Annotated in this window: 16 protein-coding genes and 1 tRNA gene; 6 read left to right on the top strand and 11 right to left on the bottom strand. The window is 64.5% G+C overall.

Annotated elements, in window-relative coordinates; genetic code table 11:
* The first annotated feature begins 69 nt into the window (after positions 1 to 69).
* Together ettA and ACP5MM_RS04415 are read left to right on the top strand one after the other, a co-directional pair.
* Positions 70 to 1,737: an energy-dependent translational throttle protein EttA gene (gene ettA / locus ACP5MM_RS04420; RefSeq protein ID WP_427934162.1), complete on the top strand. Its 1,668-nt coding sequence runs from the start codon at positions 70 to 72 to the stop codon at positions 1,735 to 1,737.
* Positions 1,738 to 1,846: 109 nt separating this feature from the next.
* Positions 1,847 to 2,446: a nitroreductase family protein gene (locus ACP5MM_RS04415; protein ID WP_427931587.1), complete on the top strand. Its 600-nt coding sequence runs from the start codon at positions 1,847 to 1,849 to the stop codon at positions 2,444 to 2,446.
* Between the two features lie 114 nt (positions 2,447 to 2,560).
* On the opposite strand, the gene ACP5MM_RS04410 is transcribed toward ACP5MM_RS04415, so the two are convergent.
* The 3 genes from ACP5MM_RS04410 to ACP5MM_RS04400 form a co-directional block, all read right to left on the bottom strand.
* Positions 2,561 to 3,832: a DEAD/DEAH box helicase gene (locus ACP5MM_RS04410; RefSeq protein WP_427931586.1), complete on the bottom strand. Its 1,272-nt coding sequence runs from the start codon at positions 3,830 to 3,832 to the stop codon at positions 2,561 to 2,563.
* A 174-nt stretch (positions 3,833 to 4,006) separates the two neighbouring features.
* Positions 4,007 to 4,612 (bottom strand): phosphatase PAP2 family protein, encoded by a 606-nt coding sequence (locus tag ACP5MM_RS04405; RefSeq protein WP_427931585.1) that lies wholly within the window; start codon positions 4,610 to 4,612, stop codon positions 4,007 to 4,009.
* Positions 4,612 to 5,193, bottom strand: coding sequence for a DUF4337 domain-containing protein (locus ACP5MM_RS04400; protein ID WP_427931584.1), 582 nt, complete (start codon positions 5,191 to 5,193; stop codon positions 4,612 to 4,614). Before ACP5MM_RS04400 ends, ACP5MM_RS04405 begins: the two co-directional genes overlap by 1 nt.
* Before the next feature lie 149 nt (positions 5,194 to 5,342).
* On the opposite strand from ACP5MM_RS04400, the gene msrA reads away from it, so the two are divergent.
* The 4 genes from msrA to ACP5MM_RS04380 all read left to right on the top strand — a co-directional run bounded on the left by msrA (position 5,343) and on the right by ACP5MM_RS04380 (position 7,565).
* Complete coding sequence (gene msrA, locus ACP5MM_RS04395) at positions 5,343 to 5,960, top strand: peptide-methionine (S)-S-oxide reductase MsrA (RefSeq protein WP_427931582.1); 618 nt, start codon at positions 5,343 to 5,345, stop codon at positions 5,958 to 5,960.
* A 4-nt stretch (positions 5,961 to 5,964) separates the two neighbouring features.
* On the top strand, positions 5,965 to 6,426 hold the full coding sequence (gene msrB / locus ACP5MM_RS04390; RefSeq protein WP_427931580.1) for a peptide-methionine (R)-S-oxide reductase MsrB: 462 nt from the start codon (positions 5,965 to 5,967) through the stop codon (positions 6,424 to 6,426).
* A complete protein-coding gene (locus tag ACP5MM_RS04385) occupies positions 6,423 to 7,124 on the top strand; it encodes a Crp/Fnr family transcriptional regulator (RefSeq protein ID WP_427931578.1) in 702 nt (233 codons plus the stop codon). Before msrB ends, ACP5MM_RS04385 begins: the two co-directional genes overlap by 4 nt.
* Positions 7,125 to 7,316: 192 nt before the next feature.
* Complete coding sequence (locus tag ACP5MM_RS04380; RefSeq protein ID WP_427931576.1) at positions 7,317 to 7,565, top strand: thioredoxin family protein; 249 nt, start codon at positions 7,317 to 7,319, stop codon at positions 7,563 to 7,565.
* 40 nt (positions 7,566 to 7,605) lie between these two features.
* On the opposite strand, the gene ACP5MM_RS04375 is transcribed toward ACP5MM_RS04380, so the two are convergent.
* From ACP5MM_RS04375 to ybgF, 8 genes are all read right to left on the bottom strand, one after another.
* Positions 7,606 to 8,589: an FAD-binding oxidoreductase gene (locus ACP5MM_RS04375; protein WP_427934161.1), complete on the bottom strand. Its 984-nt coding sequence runs from the start codon at positions 8,587 to 8,589 to the stop codon at positions 7,606 to 7,608.
* 185 nt (positions 8,590 to 8,774) lie between these two features.
* Positions 8,775 to 9,236 (bottom strand): globin domain-containing protein, encoded by a 462-nt coding sequence (locus ACP5MM_RS04370; protein WP_427931572.1) that lies wholly within the window; start codon positions 9,234 to 9,236, stop codon positions 8,775 to 8,777.
* A gap of 207 nt (positions 9,237 to 9,443) precedes the next feature.
* A complete protein-coding gene (locus ACP5MM_RS04365) occupies positions 9,444 to 9,818 on the bottom strand; it encodes a DUF488 domain-containing protein (protein ID WP_427931571.1) in 375 nt (124 codons plus the stop codon).
* Between the two features lie 12 nt (positions 9,819 to 9,830).
* The gene (locus ACP5MM_RS04360; RefSeq protein WP_427934160.1) at positions 9,831 to 12,983 is read right to left on the bottom strand and encodes an EAL domain-containing protein; all 3,153 of its coding nucleotides are present in this window, start codon (positions 12,981 to 12,983) and stop codon (positions 9,831 to 9,833) included.
* 34 nt (positions 12,984 to 13,017) lie between these two features.
* Positions 13,018 to 13,093: transfer RNA gene (locus tag ACP5MM_RS04355), tRNA-Lys, on the bottom strand.
* A gap of 46 nt (positions 13,094 to 13,139) precedes the next feature.
* Positions 13,140 to 13,853: a 7-cyano-7-deazaguanine synthase QueC gene (gene queC, locus ACP5MM_RS04350; RefSeq protein ID WP_427934159.1), complete on the bottom strand. Its 714-nt coding sequence runs from the start codon at positions 13,851 to 13,853 to the stop codon at positions 13,140 to 13,142.
* Position 13,854: 1 nt separating this feature from the next.
* The gene (gene queE / locus ACP5MM_RS04345; protein WP_427931565.1) at positions 13,855 to 14,499 is read right to left on the bottom strand and encodes a 7-carboxy-7-deazaguanine synthase QueE; all 645 of its coding nucleotides are present in this window, start codon (positions 14,497 to 14,499) and stop codon (positions 13,855 to 13,857) included.
* Positions 14,499 to 15,326, bottom strand: a complete 828-nt coding sequence (gene ybgF, locus ACP5MM_RS04340; protein WP_427931564.1) for a tol-pal system protein YbgF — start codon at positions 15,324 to 15,326, stop codon at positions 14,499 to 14,501. The genes queE and ybgF overlap by 1 nt, the downstream gene beginning before the upstream one ends.
* Positions 15,327 to 15,338: the final 12 nt, after the last annotated feature.

The raw sequence follows: 15,338 nt of genomic DNA, 5'->3' as shown, positions 1-15,338 counted from the left end.
TGGGCGGAAAGGCATAAAATGGCATCGTCGGCAGCAGTGCAGCCTTAATCCCAGTTACGGAATCCTCTTATGGCGCAATACGTCTTCACCATGAACCACCTCAGCAAGGTGGTTCCCCCCAAGCGGGCCTTGCTCAAGGACATCTCGCTTTCCTTTTTCCCCGGCGCCAAGATTGGCGTGCTGGGACTCAACGGCTCGGGCAAGTCGACCCTGCTCAAGATCATGGCTGGAGTGGACAAGGCCTTTGAAGGCGAGGCCACGCCCATGCCGGGGCTGAAAATAGGCTTTCTCACCCAGGAGCCCGTGCTGGATGCCGAGAAAACCGTGCGTCAGGCCGTAGAAGAGGGGCTGGGGGAGGTCCTCACCGCCCAGCAGCAACTGGAGGCCGTCTATACTGCCTATGCCGACCCGGATGCCGATTTTGACGCCCTCGCCGGCGAACAGGCCCGCCTGGAAGCCATCGTCGCTGCCGGCGATGGGCATCAGGCGCAGCAGCAGATGGAGATCGCCGCCGACGCCCTGCGCCTGCCGCCCTGGGATGCCCTCATTGGCCCCCTTTCCGGCGGTGAGAAGCGCCGTGTCGCCCTCTGTCGCCTGCTCATCAGCCGTCCGGACATGCTCCTCCTCGACGAGCCCACCAACCACCTGGACGCCGAGTCGGTAGACTGGCTGGAACAGTTCCTGGCCCGTTTTCCGGGTACCGTGGTCGCCGTGACCCATGACCGTTACTTTTTGGACAACGCCGCCGAATGGATCCTGGAGCTGGACCGCGGCCACGGCATTCCCTGGAAGGGCAATTACTCTTCCTGGCTCGAACAGAAGGAAAAACGCCTGGAGATGGAGGCCAAGCAGGAAGTGGCCCGCCTCAAGGCCATGCAGCACGAACTGGAATGGGTGCGGCAGAGCGCCAAGGGCCGCCAGAGCAAGAGCAAGGCGCGTCTCGCCCGCTTTGAAGAACTCAGTTCCCAGGAATACCAGCAGCGCAACGAGACCCAGGAGATCTTCATCCCCGTGGCCGAACGCCTGGGCAATGAAGTCATCGAGTTCTGCAACGTCAGCAAGGGATTCGGCGATCGTCTGCTCATCGACAACCTCAGCTTCAAGATCCCGCCCGGCGCCATCGTCGGCATCATTGGCCCCAACGGGGCCGGCAAATCCACCTTTTTCCGCATGATCACCGGGGCGGAACAGCCCGATAGCGGCGAGGTCAAGCTGGGTTCCACAGTGCAGCTCGCCTATGTGGATCAGTCCCGCGATGCCCTTGCGGCCAAAAACAATGTCTGGGAAGAGATCTCCGGCGGCCTCGACATCCTTACCGTCGGCAAGTTTGAAATCCCCTCCCGCGCCTACTGCGGTCGCTTCAATTTCAAGGGCGCCGACCAGCAGAAACTGGTGGGGCAACTCTCGGGTGGGGAGCGGGGACGCCTGCACCTGGCCAAGACCCTCATCGCCGGCGGCAATGTCCTGCTCCTCGACGAGCCCTCCAACGATCTCGATGTGGAAACCCTGCGCGCCCTGGAAGACGCCCTGCTGGAGTTTGCCGGTTGCGTGCTGGTCATCTCCCATGACCGCTGGTTCCTGGATCGCATCGCCACCCATATCATCGCCTTTGAGGGCAACTCGGCGGTCAATTTCTTTGCCGGCAATTATCAGGAGTACGAAGCCGATAAAAAGCGTCGCCTGGGTGAGGAAGGCGCCAAGCCCCGTCGTCTGCGCTACAAGCCCATCGCGCGCTAGCGCTCGGTCCTGACGGGGCGTCGGCAGGAATGCCGCGCCCTCTGCGCCCTTGACCTATACCGACCAGTCGGTACTATAGGGGGAGTCAGCCACTCACTCCGGAGTTTCCATGAACGTCATTGAAGCCATCCAGCAGCGCCGGGCCGTCAAGGCCTTTGATCCCCATCACCAGATCTCCGCAGCCACCCGCCGTACCCTGCTGGAAAATGCCGCCCTGACGCCCAGCGCCTACAATATCCAGCACTGGCGCCTGGTGGACGTGCGGGACCCTGCCCTGCGCGCCGCCATTCGTGAAGTAGCCTGGGGGCAGCCCCAGGTGACGGATGCCTCCCTCCTCTTCGTGTTGTGCGCCGATCTCGATGCCTGGCAGGAAGAACCCCAGCGCTACTGGGATACGGCCCCGCAAGCGGTGCAGGATTTCATTCTCCCCAAGCTCGATGAGTATTATCGCGGCAAGCCCCGGGTGGCGCGCGACGAGGCCATGCGCTCCCTGGGTCTGATGGGCATGTCGCTGATGCTGCTGGCCAAGGATCTGGGCTACGACTCCTGCCCCATGGACGGTTTCGATTTCGACGCCGTGGCCCGCCTGATTCACCTGCCCGATCACCATGCCATCGGCTTTATGCTGGCCATCGGCAAGGCGACCGGGGAACCCTGGCCCCGCGAGCGCCTGGCGATAGACTCCCTGGTGGTGCTGGATCATTTTTGAGCCCCTCGGCGGGCGGGCGTGTAGAATCCCGGGGCCGGCGCACGGCGCGCCGGGCATAAAAAAACGCTGGCCCGGCAAAACGGAGCCGGGCCAGCGTTGCTTTGCAACCGAGTTTTACACCCGGCGGGCGCGGCCTTGGTTGCGGGCGGTCGCGCCGTTCTGCACGGCGGGGCCGTTGCCCCGACGGGGCGCGGCGTTGGGGCTGTGGCGGGGCGTGGGGGCGGGTGTGCTGCTCCGCCGCTGCTGCTGCGGCTCGAATCCGGCGACGATCTCTTTGGGCAGGGAGCGGCGCAAGAGCTTTTCGATGTCCAACAACTGCTTGTGCTCCTCGCCACAAACCAGCGATACGGCCTGCCCGGTGCTGCCGGCGCGGCCCGTACGGCCGATGCGGTGGACATAGTCCTCGGGGACGTGGGGCAGTTCGAAATTCACGACGTGGGGCAGTTCGCTGATGTCGATGCCCCGGGCGGCGATGTCCGTCGCCACCAGGATCTGCACCTTGCCGTCCTTGAACTCCGCCAGCGCGCGGGTACGGGCGCCCTGGCTCTTGTCACCGTGAATGGCCGATGCCGCCATGCCGCCGCGCAAGAGGTGTCCGGCCAGCCGGTCGGCGCCGTGCTTGGTGCGGGTGAAGACCAGTACCTGGCCCCACTTGTGCTCCTGGATGAGGTGGGCGAGGAGGTCGCGCTTGCGCTCCTGGTCCACGGCGTAGACCTGCTGCGCCACCGATTCGGCAGCGGCATTGCGCTGGGCGACTTCGATGCAGGCCGGGTTGCTGAGCAAGCCATCGGCCAGGGCCCGGATTTCCGGCGAAAAGGTAGCCGAAAAGAGCAGGTTTTGCCGCTGCTTGGGCAGCAACGAGAGGATGCGCCGAATGTCGCGGATAAAGCCCATGTCCAACATGCGGTCGGCCTCGTCGAGGACGAGAATCTCCACATGGGACAGGTCCACGCTGCGCTGCTGCACATGGTCCAGCAGCCGGCCGGGGGTGGCGACCAGGATATCCACGCCGCGGCGGAGCTTTTGCATCTGCGGGTTGATCTTCACGCCGCCGATGAGGGTCATGGAGCGCAGGGGCAGGTAGCGGCCGTAGATCTGCACGCTCTCTTCCACCTGGGCGGCCAGTTCGCGGGTAGGAACCAGGACCAGGGCGCGAACGATGGACGGGCCGCGCGGGGCTGCCGTGCCCGCAGCCGACAGCATCTGCAGGATGGGCATGGCAAAGGCGGCCGTCTTGCCGGTGCCTGTCTGGGCGCCGGCCAGGAGGTCCACGCCCGATAACACCACGGGGATGGCCTGCTGTTGAATGGGGGTGGGGGTGGTGTAACCGCGTTCTTGGGCGGCACGCAAAATCGCTTCGGACAAGCCGAGGGTGGCAAAAGACATAACTTACTCCAGGGACATCGGCCTCGCCACAAGGGACGCCAGTCTAAGGCAGACGCTGATCAGGGTGGGAGGCCAATAAGGCACGCCTCATGCAGACTGAGACACGAGGGCAGGTGAACCATAGCAGAATGCCAGGGGGAATGCGAGGGCTATGATGCCGTATCCGGCAGGCTGCTAGGGCCGTCTGCCCGCAGCGGGGTTCCAGTGGGCCTCGATCCCTGATCGCCATGGCCGCAGCAGCAGGCTGGCCAGGGCGGCGCAGGCGAGGCCGATGAGGGCGCCGCCCAGTACGTCGGCGGGGAAATGGGCCCCTACCGCTACCCGTGCCCAAGCCACCCAGAGGGCGAACAGGAGTAGAAGCAGGCGCAATGGCCAACTGGCGCCCGGGCTCAGGCTGCCCAGGAGCAGGAAGACCCATGCGGCGTGACCCGAAGGGAAGCTATGCTGGAACTCCGGCCTACCCAGCACATGCACCCAGTGGGGACCCAGGACGGCCAGGGGGCGGGGAAAGTCCAGCAGGGGCTTGAGGGCGGCGATGGCCGCCCAGTTCAGGAGATAGGCCCAGGACAGCACCAGAACGCGATAGGGAGCCAGCCACCGGGGGCGGAGCAGGGCCAGACCGAGGGCCAGGGCGATGGCGATGGGGTACCAGCGATGATCCCCTGCCCAGGTGCCCGCCAGGGCGATCTGGTCCTTCCACGGGCCGCCGCCCTGATTGATCCACAGAAAGATCTCGCGGTTGAGGCCGCCCCAAGCATAGAGGGGGGAAACGGCCGTCATTACATGACTGCCATGGCCGCGATCCAGAGTCCCAGGCCCGCCAGGGCGCTCAGCATTGCGGCGCCGAAGAGCCACTTGCGCCCGGTGAGGGCGGTGATGGAGGCCAAGGAAATGGCGATTTGCAGGAAGATCATGCCGATTTCCATGTCGTTATGGGGACGGTTGAGCCGCGCGGACTCTTCATCGGCGGCCTGGGATTCGGTCTCCAAGCGGTCGGCGGCCTTTTTGATGTCACCCTTTTGTTGCTCGTATTTGCTGATTTTTTTGCGGAAAGGAGCGACCTTGTCCGGGGGCGAGAGGTCCACCGCCAGTTCCATGAGGTGCATTTTGGTGCTCACCGCCTGATAGTAGTTCCACTGATCCGTGGCCTTGGTTTTTTTGAGGACGGCTTCGTTTTTATAGAGGAGTACCTCGTTCATGAGGTGATTGCCCTGATAGCTCACCACCGCGCCCAGGGCGGCGAGGAGGGCGGTGAAGATGGCTACCCATTGGTTGAGGCTGTGACCGGCACCGTGGCCATGGTCTCCGGCGTGGAGGGCTTCTTCGTGGGGGGCGTGGGTGTGGAGGCCGTGCTCGCTCATGCAATGGTCCTGTGACGGAGTCTCAATGGGATTGGGACAATATCCTCTGAGGAGTCCGGGCGCAGGTCAAGGGGAATCTTCCCCCCTTCCCGAAGGGGCATTTTTCCGGGACACTGGGGCGGTGCAGGATGGATGAGGGAGGACCGACAATGGGTGATAGCATGGCCGCCGGGAAGGGGCTGCCGTTACCGCAGATGGCGCTGACGGCGGCCGAAGAACAGGGCCGCGCCGTACTGGCGGGAGGCTGTTTCTGGTGCGTAGAGGCGGTGTTCCGGGACCTGGAGGGGGTGCTGGAGGTGATGCCGGGCTATAGCGGCGGAAGCGCCGCTACGGCCGACTATCGCACCGTCTGCAGCGGGACGACGGGGCATGCCGAGGCGGTGGAGATCCGCTACGATCCCCGGCGCATCGGTTATGGACAGCTCTTGCAGGTCTTTTTTGCGGTAGCCCACGACCCCACCCAGCGCGACCGCCAGGGCAACGATGTCGGGACCCAGTATCGTTCGGTGATTTTTGCCGTGGACGCGGCTCAGGCCCGGGTCGCGCGGGCCTATATTCGCCAGTTGAATGAAACGGACCCATTTTCCGGCCACCCCATCGTAACCGAAGTGCGCCCCCTGGAGGCCTTCTATCCCGCCGAGGCGTATCATCATCGTTACGCGGAAAGAAACCCCGATCAGCCCTATATTCGCTGTGTCTCCCGGCCCAAGGTGGAGAAGCTGCGGCAGGACTTTGCGCCGCTGCTGCGCACGGACCCTAAGGAGTAACCCCATGGCCACATCACGCTCCGCCTCCGGTTACGACCTGACCCCCATCGACGCCGCCCGCCGCCGGGATCTGGCGCGGAATCTCTCCGCCGAGCAACGGCATATCCTCCTGGAGCATGGTACCGAGCCGCCTTTCTGCGGCGCTTTGCTGACGGAAAAGCACGCCGGGACTTATGTCTGTGCGCTGTGTGGGCTGCCGCTGTTCCGCTCTCTACAGAAGTTTGCTTCGGGAAGCGGCTGGCCGAGCTTTTTTGCCCCCTTCGATCCGGCGCATATTCGCGAAGTCCGCGACACCAGCCACGGCATGGCCCGTACCGAGATTCGCTGCGCCCGTTGTGACGGACACCTGGGTCATGTCTTTCCCGATGGTCCGCCCCCCAGCGGCTTGCGCTACTGTCTCAACTCCGCGGCCCTGCGCTTTGTGGCTGGAGATTTGCCGCCCGACCTGCCGGCAGGGCCGGCATGATGTCTGCGCCGTCGGCCATCGACAGTAATGTCCGCGCCCGCATTCAGCGCACCCCGCTGTTCTCGGCCTGGTCGGAAGGGGCCTTTGTCGCGCTTCTGGAACAGGCGCGGATGCGCCAGTTGGACTTGGGCGAGATCCTTTTCCACGAGGGGGAAGAGGCCCGCGCCTTTTATTTTTTGCTCGCCGGTGAGATCGACCTGATTACTTTGGGAGCGGGAGGGCGGGAAAAGATCGTCGAAATCATCCAGGTAGACGACCTTTTTGCCGAGGCTGTGGCCTTTTTGGGCGGGCGTTATCCGGTGCAGGCGGCGGCTGGCCTGGCCAGTATCGTGGTGGAGATCCCCTTCGCCCCTTTTATGGCGACCTTGCAGGGGCATCAGGAACTCATGCCCCAAATGCTGGCGCGGCTGAGCATGCGCTTGCACTATCTGATCAAGGAGTTGCGGCATATCAGCATGGAATCGGCCAATCAGCGGGTGGCCAGCTATCTGCTGGATCTCTGCCCGGCGGGAGGGGAATGCGTCGAAATCAGCCTCCCCGCCAAAAAAGCGGCCGTTGCCGCCCGCCTGGGCCTGACGCCGGAGACTTTTTCGCGGGTCTTGGGGCGACTGCGCAAGGCCGGTTTGCTCCGCGTGGATAAACGCTGCCTGCAGATTCCCGACCCCCAGGCCCTGCGCCGCTGGGCGGACAGCAGTTGAGTCCGCCATGCAACGTGGTTCGGCTACGGGAATGCGCGACCAATGGATGGGGTTGCCACAGGATCGCTGTTTCACGTTCAAAAGGGCGTTTCCGCAGGTTACCCATCACGATTTCTTGATCGAAATCAAGTCACCTTGGTGCAAAAGACACTATGCTATAATTTCATGAAAAGTGGCTGCATGAGGTGTTGCATGAAGGTACAGCTCTTGGTTTCCAAATGGTGCCCCACCTGCCCGCAGGCCGAGCAGGTCTGGGGGGAAGCGGCCAGCCGGGTGCCCATGGAATATGAAGTCCTGGACGTCGGCGGGCGCGATGGTCGCGAACTCGTCAGCAAACTGCGCATCAAGACCGTTCCGGCCGTGGTCATTGATGGCACCCTGCGCACGGTGGGCGTGCAGCCCCTGGGGGAAGTCCTGAAGCTCCTCGGCGCCGCCGCCTGAATCCGGTCCGGGGTTGCCTTGCGCCGCGGCTCCCATGGCCTCAGCCATTGGGCGCAAAGGCGTCGAAGTGAATCTGTTCATGCTGCACCTGATGGGAGAGGAGGAGGTCAATGGCCGCCTCGATCATGGCCGGGCTGCCGCAGAGATAGACCTCATGATCCCGCCAATGGCCGCTGGCCATTACGCTGGGCAGCAGGCGGCGGGCCCCCGCCCAGTCCCTGTCCTCGGCATCGGAAAGGGTGGGCGTAACCCGTAGATGGGGATGTTGCCGCGCCCAATCTTCCAGCACCGCCAAATGATAAAAGTCGGGCCTCCGGCGGGCGCCGTAAAAAAGGTGGATGGGCCGCTCCCAGCCCAATGCCATGCTTTCCTGCAGAATGGCCTCCAGGGGGGCCAGGCCCGTGCCCGCCGCAATGCAGAGGAGCGGCCGTTCATTGTCCTGACGCAGGAAAAACTCCCCCTGGGCACCAGCCATCTGCAGCGTATCGCCCACCCGGGCGGTGTGAAACAGCCAGTGGCTGAAGCGCCCGCCCGGCAGTTCGCGAATGTGGAAAACGAGGGTGCCATCGGCCCGGGGAGGGGTGGCCATGGAATAGGAGCGCCATTCTCCCGCAGCGCCGGGGACGGCCAGACGCGCATACTGACCAGCGCGGTAGGGATAAGGGCGCTCCGGCTGCAGGCGCAGTTCCAGGACATTCCACGCCAAGGGGGTGAGGGCGGTGACTGCGGCCGCCCAGCGCTCGGTATCCTGCACGTCGGCGCGAATGCGCATGGGGCTGCGCGGCCGCAATTTGCACAGAATCGCCATGCCGGCGGCCCGTTCGGCGGGGGTCAGCAACAACGGCATGAAAGGCCCCTGTTCCCCCTCGCCCTCCAGGATGGTCCCCTTGCAATCGCCACAGGAGCCGTTGCCGCAGCCATGTTGAAGGGGAATGCCTTGGGCCAGGGCGGCCGCGACGATGCTCTGCCCGGCGCCGGCGGTGAAGCGGATGCCCGAAGGCTCCAGGCAGATTTCATAATCCATAGCTGATGGATGCTCCGCAAGAATAAAGGCATGCGCCGGGGCACACGCCGGGCTTCATCCTAAAAACGGCGGTTGGCAGAGGAGGTTTTGCCGCGACTTCGGTCGCCAGCGGGATGAGCCGTAGAACAACAGGCAAGGACCGCCGGAGAAAAGACCTCCTCCGCCAACCGCCGTTCCAGGCTTATTCAGACCGCCGGGGGTACGTCGTCAATGGTCACGGGCACGAAGCGGGACGGAGCCATGGCCTCGTAGGCTGCCTCGATGCAGATGGTGGAGGCGAGATTGTAGGCCTCGATCCAGGATTCGGCCATTTGCTGGGTCCAGGCGGCGCCGAGGAAATGCTTGAGGGTGTTCAGGAGACTCTTGCCGACAATGGGGTAGTGCTCGGGGCGCGTGTCGTACTTGATGTGTCCCACACCCAGTTCCTTCAGATAAGGCACCAGCACTTCCAGCGTGTCAATGTTGGTGGCGATGAGGATGACGGAATTGAACAGGCGCACGCGCTGCTCGCTCATGTCGCCGGGGAACATGGGCCGCACTTCGGGGAAATGGCTGAACATATAGTTGTAAAAATGTTCGGCCACCTGAATGCCCAGGTCCTGAACTGCGGCACCGCTTTGCTTGATGAGGGTAATATTGATGGTCACATTGGACTCCTGGTGTGATGGGGAAGGAAGCGGGCCGCGTGGCGGGCGGCACGGCTTCACTATAGGGCTAAGGATGGGGAACGTCCTTGATCTGCGTCAAGGAAATGGATGGCCGCAGGACAGGACGAGCTGCCCGCCGTCAGAGCAAGAAATTCCCGCCAACGGCCGTTTCCGCGCCGGGAGGAAGCCCAAGAAGGAGATCGGGCCCTAGGCCCGGGAGGCCGGCGTTCCCTGCAGCTCCTGAAGAAACCCCTGCAGCACCAGAGCCCCGTTATGGGCCTCGTCGTGGGCGGCGTAGAGCAGGATGAGCGGCCTGTCGCCGGCGGCGCCGAGGAGTTGGCGGGCGGCGGGGATGGCGGCGGCGAGTTCTTCCCGATAGCGGCGCCGGAACTCTTCCCAGCGTTCCGGTTCGTGGCCGAACCATTGGCGCAACGCGGTGCTGGGGGCCAGATCCTTGGCCCATGCGTCGAGGGCCAGATCGGCCTTGCGAATGCCCCGCGGCCATAGCCGTTCCACCAGGACTGCGTAGCCTGCGGGGCGGGGGCTATGGTAAACGCGCCAGATTTGAATGGGGGTCGGCATCTAGCTCTCCTGCTATTGGTGTTGGTCACCGGTATCGGGCGGCTCATAGCGTGCAGCAAAGTCGGCACAGCGCAAGGCGTCTTCCATGGCCATGCGCAGGCGCAAGCGGGCGCTTTCCAATTCCGGCGCCAGCCTATCCTTCCGGCTAACGGCGGCGTGGTAAGATTGATAGGCTACTCCCACTGCGGACGCGTGCAAGCCGTGGTGATCCAGATACCGTCCCATTCGGCAGCGGTAGGGGTTATCGAGATTGGGCAGTTGCTCCATCATGGCCGGGGCCATGCGGTAAAGGCTGTCAAAGGTGAGGTGCGCCGCATAGGCGCCCAGCAGCGTGCGCGGGGCCTGATCGTGGGCAATCCCGCGATACTGCTGCAGCCAGGCAAGGACGGCCTCCTCGGGCATCGGCCGGGCGATGGCGTAGCCCTGCACATGCTCCACTCCCAATACCGCAAGGGCATCCAGGGTCTCCAGGGTTTCGGCCCCCTCCACCACATAGCGGGTGCGCAGGTCCTGGGCCAGGGCCCGGACATTCAGGACGAAGAGCAGATCGCCGGGGTGCCGCGGGATTTCGCGGACAAAGCCCTGATCCAGCTTGATCTCGTCCACCGCCAGCTCCTTGAGGCGCAGCAGCGAGGCATAGGCGCTGCCCACATCGTCCAGGGCCACCCGTACGCCCAGGGCGCGGATCCTGGCGATGCGCTCCTTGGCAATGGCCAGGGACAAGAACTCCCCGCTCTCCAGGATCTCCAGGGTCAGGCGTTGGGGCGGCAGGGAGGAGGCGCTGATGATGCCTTGCAGGGAGCTCAGGCAGTGATCGGAAATGAGCACCTCGGGCGGAAGATTGATGGCCACTTCCAGGGGAAACCCGGCCTTTTCCCATGCCTCGGCGGCGGTGATGGCCTGCTGGAGCATCTGGCTGCTGAGGCTTTCCTGACCGGCAAGGTCCAGATGGGGCAGGAAGGCAGCGGGGGGGATGATTTGGGCGCCGTCCCAGAGCCGTGCCAGGGCTTCAACGCCGATGATCCGGCCGCTGCGCAGATCCAGAACCGGCTGGTAATAAGGCCGCAGCCCGCCATTGGCGAGGAGGTGGTCATAGGAGCGGGCCTGTTCGCCGTCGCTACCCTCGCTGATGTGGAAGCAAGCCCAGAAGCGGCTGCGCCGTCCCTTTTCCGTCTTCACCGCATAGAGGGCCTGATCGGCATGGCGGAGGAGATGCTCCGGGTCGCCCTCGTCGATGGGATACAGGGTAACCCCCAGGCTGCCGCCGATCTGTACCTCGTGGCCGTCGGGCAGGGGGAAAGGCGTTTCCAGGGCCTGCTGAACGCGGTCCAGGACCCTCCCCAGATCATTCATGGAGTGGAGATTCTCCAGGACCAGGGCGAATTCGTCGCCGCCCAGGCGCGCCGCGAAATCGGTTTGGCGAACCGCAGCCTGGAGGCGCTGGCCGAAGATTTGCAGGAGGGCATCGCCGGCGGCATGACCATAGGTATCATTGACGGGCTTGAAGTCGTCCAGATCGAGCATGCAGATGGCCATGAGCTTTTCCTGGCGCAGGGCGCGGGCCATGGCCTCCGGGATGCGGTTCAGGAGCGCAATGCGGTTGGGCAGGCCGGTCAGGGGATCGTGGCGGGCCAGCCAGCCCTGCACCTCCCGCTCCTTTTCCATACGGTCCTTGAGGTCGAGTTCGTCCAGGCCGTGGCCCAGGAGTTTGCCGATGCGGGCGATGGCCACCAGGGTATCCTGGTCAAAGAGCCCCGCCTCCGGGCTGGTCACTCCCAGAATGGCCCAGATCTTGCCGTCACGATGAATGGGAACGGTGGCCATGCTGGCCCAGCCATTGGCCCGAAAGAGTGGATGCAGGGCGGCGCGGGCGGCATCCGCGAGGTAATCGTTATGATAATGCAACCGGCTTTCGGACCAGGTCTGGCTCAGGATGGAGGGGAGGTCCGTGCTATCCACATGCAGACGCACGCTGCTCAACTGCGTGCTGCCGACACCCGCTGCCGCCAGGGGGCGAAACCAGCCTGCGGCATCGGGGCGGGTCACATAAGCCGTATTGAAAAAGCTGTTGTCCACCAGGCGCTGGCAGGTCTTGCGCAGCATGTCCATTTCGGACCGGGCCTTGATGAGGATGTCTCCCTCGGCCAGAAAGGCGCGGTAGAGGGATTGGAGGCGTGCCAGACGCCGCTGGTTCTGCTTTTGCGCCATGGTCACGCCGAGCATGGTGGCCAGATGGCGGACCATTAACTGGCGGTTGGGGTAGGCAAAAAAGCCGGCGATGGCGCTGTACAAGGTGAGCAGGGCCACGGGCTCACCGCCGCTGTGGATGGGAATGGCCGCACTGGAGCGCCAGTTTTGGGCCTGGGCATGCCCTCGCCAGGGCGCCACGGACGCATCATGCCCCCAGTCGTCGCTGATGACCGTGGTCCCGCCGCGCCAGGCGCGACCAGATGGTCCCTGGCCCAGCGGCCCGTCATCGCTGCGGATCTCCACTTGGGAGAGAAAATCGGCCATGCCCGCTCCGGCGACCTCGTCGATCACAAAGCGCCCGTCGCGGTCGGGATGGCCAATCCAGGCGCCGCTGATGCCCTCCATTTCCAGGAGCAGCTTGAGGATGGCCGGCGGCAGGGCCTCCGGACTCTGGTCCGAGAGCAGGAGCAGATCAACGCGCTCCATCACCTCCCTTTCGCGATGAACCGCGGCCTCGCTGCCCTGGAGTTGAAAGGCGAGGTCCTGGGACAGGCGGCGCATGAGCAGGGTTTGCAGCGCATGGCGGTCTTCAACGGGCTCGATGCCCTGCATCTGGGCCAGCAGGCAATCGGCATACAGGCCAAAAGACGCCGCCAGCCAGTCGGCCTGTACTCCCACCAGGGCGTGGCGATGACCGACGCGCAAGGCCTCCTCTGCCAATGCATCCTCTCCTCCGGGCATGAGCAGGCGCAGGGCATGGGCCCGCTGAGCCGCCTTGAGGGCAGCGTAGCGTTCCGGCGTCAGTCGCTGCAGAATGGCCGCTGTTTCGGGCCGTTTGCCCAGTTGCCCATAAAACAGGTCCACAAAGCGATCCGCCGCCATGGCCAGAACGGGCGCGTGGCGGGCAAGCAACTGCGCCGTACTTTCGTCGGCCGCGGAAGGGGCGGGCTTTGCTTCGGGCGTGGGGCTGGTCATGGATTCACGCTGCGCAAGGGTTTTTTGCTGGAAATGGTGGGAGCGGAGGGATTCGAACCCTCGACCCACGGCTTAAAAGGCCGCTGCTCTACCGACTGAGCTACACCCCCGGGAGGAAAATGGATGTGACGAATGGGCGGGGCCACTCCAAGGGAGCTAATTATCCGGACCAGGCGGCGCGTGGTCAAGTAAAACGCCGTCCTGATAGGGCGTGGGATCGGCCATGCCCGCTTTTTCAAAGCCTTCCCGGCGCAGTCGGCAGCTATCGCAGACGCCGCAGGCGCGGCCGGCTGCGTCGAGCTGGTAGCAGGAGCGGGTGAGGGCGTAATCCACTCCCAGGCCGGCCCCGAGGGTAATGATCTCGGCCTTGTTGAGAAACTGCAGGGGCGCATGGATGCGCAGGTCCCCACCGCCGACACCCAGCCGGGTGGCCACTTGCGCGAGGGCGGAAAAGGCGTGGATGAACTCCGGACGGCAATCGGGATAGCCGCTGTAGTCCTGACTGTTCACGCCAATGAAGAGATCCCGGGCTTGCAGGACATCGGCCAGGGCCAGGGCCAGGGAAAGGAAGACCGTGTTGCGCGCCGGTACATAGGTGATGGGGATGCCGCTGCTGCCGCCTTCGGGAACGGCAAGGCGGCTGTCGGTGAGGGCCGATCCGCCGAAGGCGGCCAGGTTGATGGGGAGGATGCGATGGCTGGCGGCGCCGAGGGCGCGGGCCAGCAAAGCGGCGTAATGGAGCTCCTGGCTGTGCCTTTGCCCATAATCAAAGGACAGGGCATGACAGGCAAAGCCGTCGCGTCGGGCGATGGCCAGGCAGGTGGCGGAGTCCAGGCCGCCGGAGAGGAGGACAATGGCCGGGTGCATCATTTCAGTGACCCGGCACATCGCCCCAGATCAGTTTGTGCAACTGGACCTGCAGGCGAACGGGGAGGCGATCGGCGAGGATCCACTCGGCCAGATCGCGTAGGGCCAACTGCCCGTGGGCGGGTGAAAACAGCACTTCGCAACGCCCGGCCAGGCGCTCCCGCTCCAGCACTTCCCGGGCCCAGTCGTAGTCTGCGCGGCTGCAGAGGACAAACTTGAGCTGATCCCGGGAAGACAGGTGGGCGATGTTTTCCCAGAGATTGCGGGGGGCTTCGCCGGAATCGGGGGTCTTGAGGTCGAGGACCTTGACCACCCGCCCATCGACGTCCGCCACCGGCAGGGCGCCGCTGGTCTCCAGAAAGACCTCGTAACCATCGTCGCAGAGCCGGCTTAGGAACGGGAGGACCGCCCGCTGCGCCAGGGGTTCGCCGCCCGTTACCACCACCAGCGGCGACCCTTCGGCCCGGATGCGCTCGTGAATGGCGGCCGGCTCCATCCATTCTCCCCCATGAAAGGCGTAGGCCGTATCACAATACCGGCAGCGCAACGGGCAACCGGTGAGGCGGACAAAGGTGGCCGGCCGCCCGACACTGCGCGTCTCTCCCTGGAGGCTGTGGAAGATCTCGTTGATGCGCAGCCGCTCTTCCATTACTTTTTGGCGGCGGGAAGGGCCTGCAGTTCGGCCTCGGCCTTTTGCGCGCTGGGCGTGCTGCCGTATTGCTGGATGATCTTGTCGAGGACGAAGCGGGCCTTGTCCGCCTGGCCGATGGCCTGGTAGATCTCGGCCATGCGCAACATGGCTTCGGGAGCCTTGCTGCTCTGGGGGAAGCGCACCTGGACGGCATAGAGGCTGCGCAGGGCGGCATCGTTCTGGCCCAGGACGTATTGGGCCTGTCCCAGCCAGTAATAGGCGTCGGGCATGAGGCTGCTCTGGGGATACTTGCGAATGAAATCCTGCAGGCCGGTGACGGCCGTCCCGTATTTGCCCTGACGAAGGAGATCGAAGGCCCGCTGATAGTCCGCTTGCCCCATGCCCTGCACCGCAGATGTGCTGGTGCTGGTGGCAGCGCTGGCGAGGGCGGCGGCGGGGCTGATGGCCGCCGCCGCAAGGGCGGTGCTGGCGGTGCTGGCCGTGGCGGCGGTCGCCGGGGCGGCGGCTGCCTGTTGTTCGGCCAGGGCGTTGACCTTGTCGGTCAAGGCCTTCTGGGCCATTTGCAGTTGGTGGGTCTGGGTTTCCAGATCCCCGCGCAACTGGCGGACTTCCTGTTCCAGGCGTTGGGTGCGCGTGAGGACGTCCGCCAGCGCGCTCTGGCTGCCTTTGCTGGCTTGCTGAACCGCGATGAGGCTGTTGAGCTCGCCTTGCATGACCGCCATCTGCTGCTGCAACTGGATGACCTTTTCGCCCGTGGATTCGGCCAAAGCCACGGGGCTGAGGCCGAGCAGCGCGAGGAGCGGCAATGCACGCCAGCGGTTCATCGGGTGGTCTCC

Source organism: Acidithiobacillus sp. (assembly GCF_049965315.1).
Taxonomy (GTDB): Bacteria; Pseudomonadota; Gammaproteobacteria; order Acidithiobacillales; family Acidithiobacillaceae; genus Acidithiobacillus_B.
Note: the sequence above shows the minus strand (reverse complement) of the source record. Positions and strands in the feature narration are given on the sequence as shown.

Bases quoted from the DNA above. Each gene is read 5' to 3' on its own strand.
- ettA (WP_427934162.1), top strand. From the start codon at position 70: ATGGCGCAATACGTCTTCACCATGAACCACCTCAGCAAGGTGGTTCCC.
- ACP5MM_RS04415 (WP_427931587.1), top strand. From the start codon at position 1,847: ATGAACGTCATTGAAGCCATCCAGCAGCGCCGGGCCGTCAAGGCCTTT.
- ACP5MM_RS04410 (WP_427931586.1), bottom strand. From the start codon at position 3,832: ATGTCTTTTGCCACCCTCGGCTTGTCCGAAGCGATTTTGCGTGCCGCC.
- ACP5MM_RS04405 (WP_427931585.1), bottom strand. From the start codon at position 4,612: ATGACGGCCGTTTCCCCCCTCTATGCTTGGGGCGGCCTCAACCGCGAG.
- ACP5MM_RS04400 (WP_427931584.1), bottom strand. From the start codon at position 5,193: ATGAGCGAGCACGGCCTCCACACCCACGCCCCCCACGAAGAAGCCCTC.
- msrA (WP_427931582.1), top strand. From the start codon at position 5,343: ATGGGTGATAGCATGGCCGCCGGGAAGGGGCTGCCGTTACCGCAGATG.
- msrB (WP_427931580.1), top strand. From the start codon at position 5,965: ATGGCCACATCACGCTCCGCCTCCGGTTACGACCTGACCCCCATCGAC.
- ACP5MM_RS04385 (WP_427931578.1), top strand. From the start codon at position 6,423: ATGATGTCTGCGCCGTCGGCCATCGACAGTAATGTCCGCGCCCGCATT.
- ACP5MM_RS04380 (WP_427931576.1), top strand. From the start codon at position 7,317: ATGAAGGTACAGCTCTTGGTTTCCAAATGGTGCCCCACCTGCCCGCAG.
- ACP5MM_RS04375 (WP_427934161.1), bottom strand. From the start codon at position 8,589: ATGGATTATGAAATCTGCCTGGAGCCTTCGGGCATCCGCTTCACCGCC.
- ACP5MM_RS04365 (WP_427931571.1), bottom strand. From the start codon at position 9,818: ATGCCGACCCCCATTCAAATCTGGCGCGTTTACCATAGCCCCCGCCCC.
- ACP5MM_RS04360 (WP_427934160.1), bottom strand. From the start codon at position 12,983: ATGACCAGCCCCACGCCCGAAGCAAAGCCCGCCCCTTCCGCGGCCGAC.
- queC (WP_427934159.1), bottom strand. From the start codon at position 13,853: ATGATGCACCCGGCCATTGTCCTCCTCTCCGGCGGCCTGGACTCCGCC.
- queE (WP_427931565.1), bottom strand. From the start codon at position 14,499: ATGGAAGAGCGGCTGCGCATCAACGAGATCTTCCACAGCCTCCAGGGA.
- ybgF (WP_427931564.1), bottom strand. From the start codon at position 15,326: ATGAACCGCTGGCGTGCATTGCCGCTCCTCGCGCTGCTCGGCCTCAGC.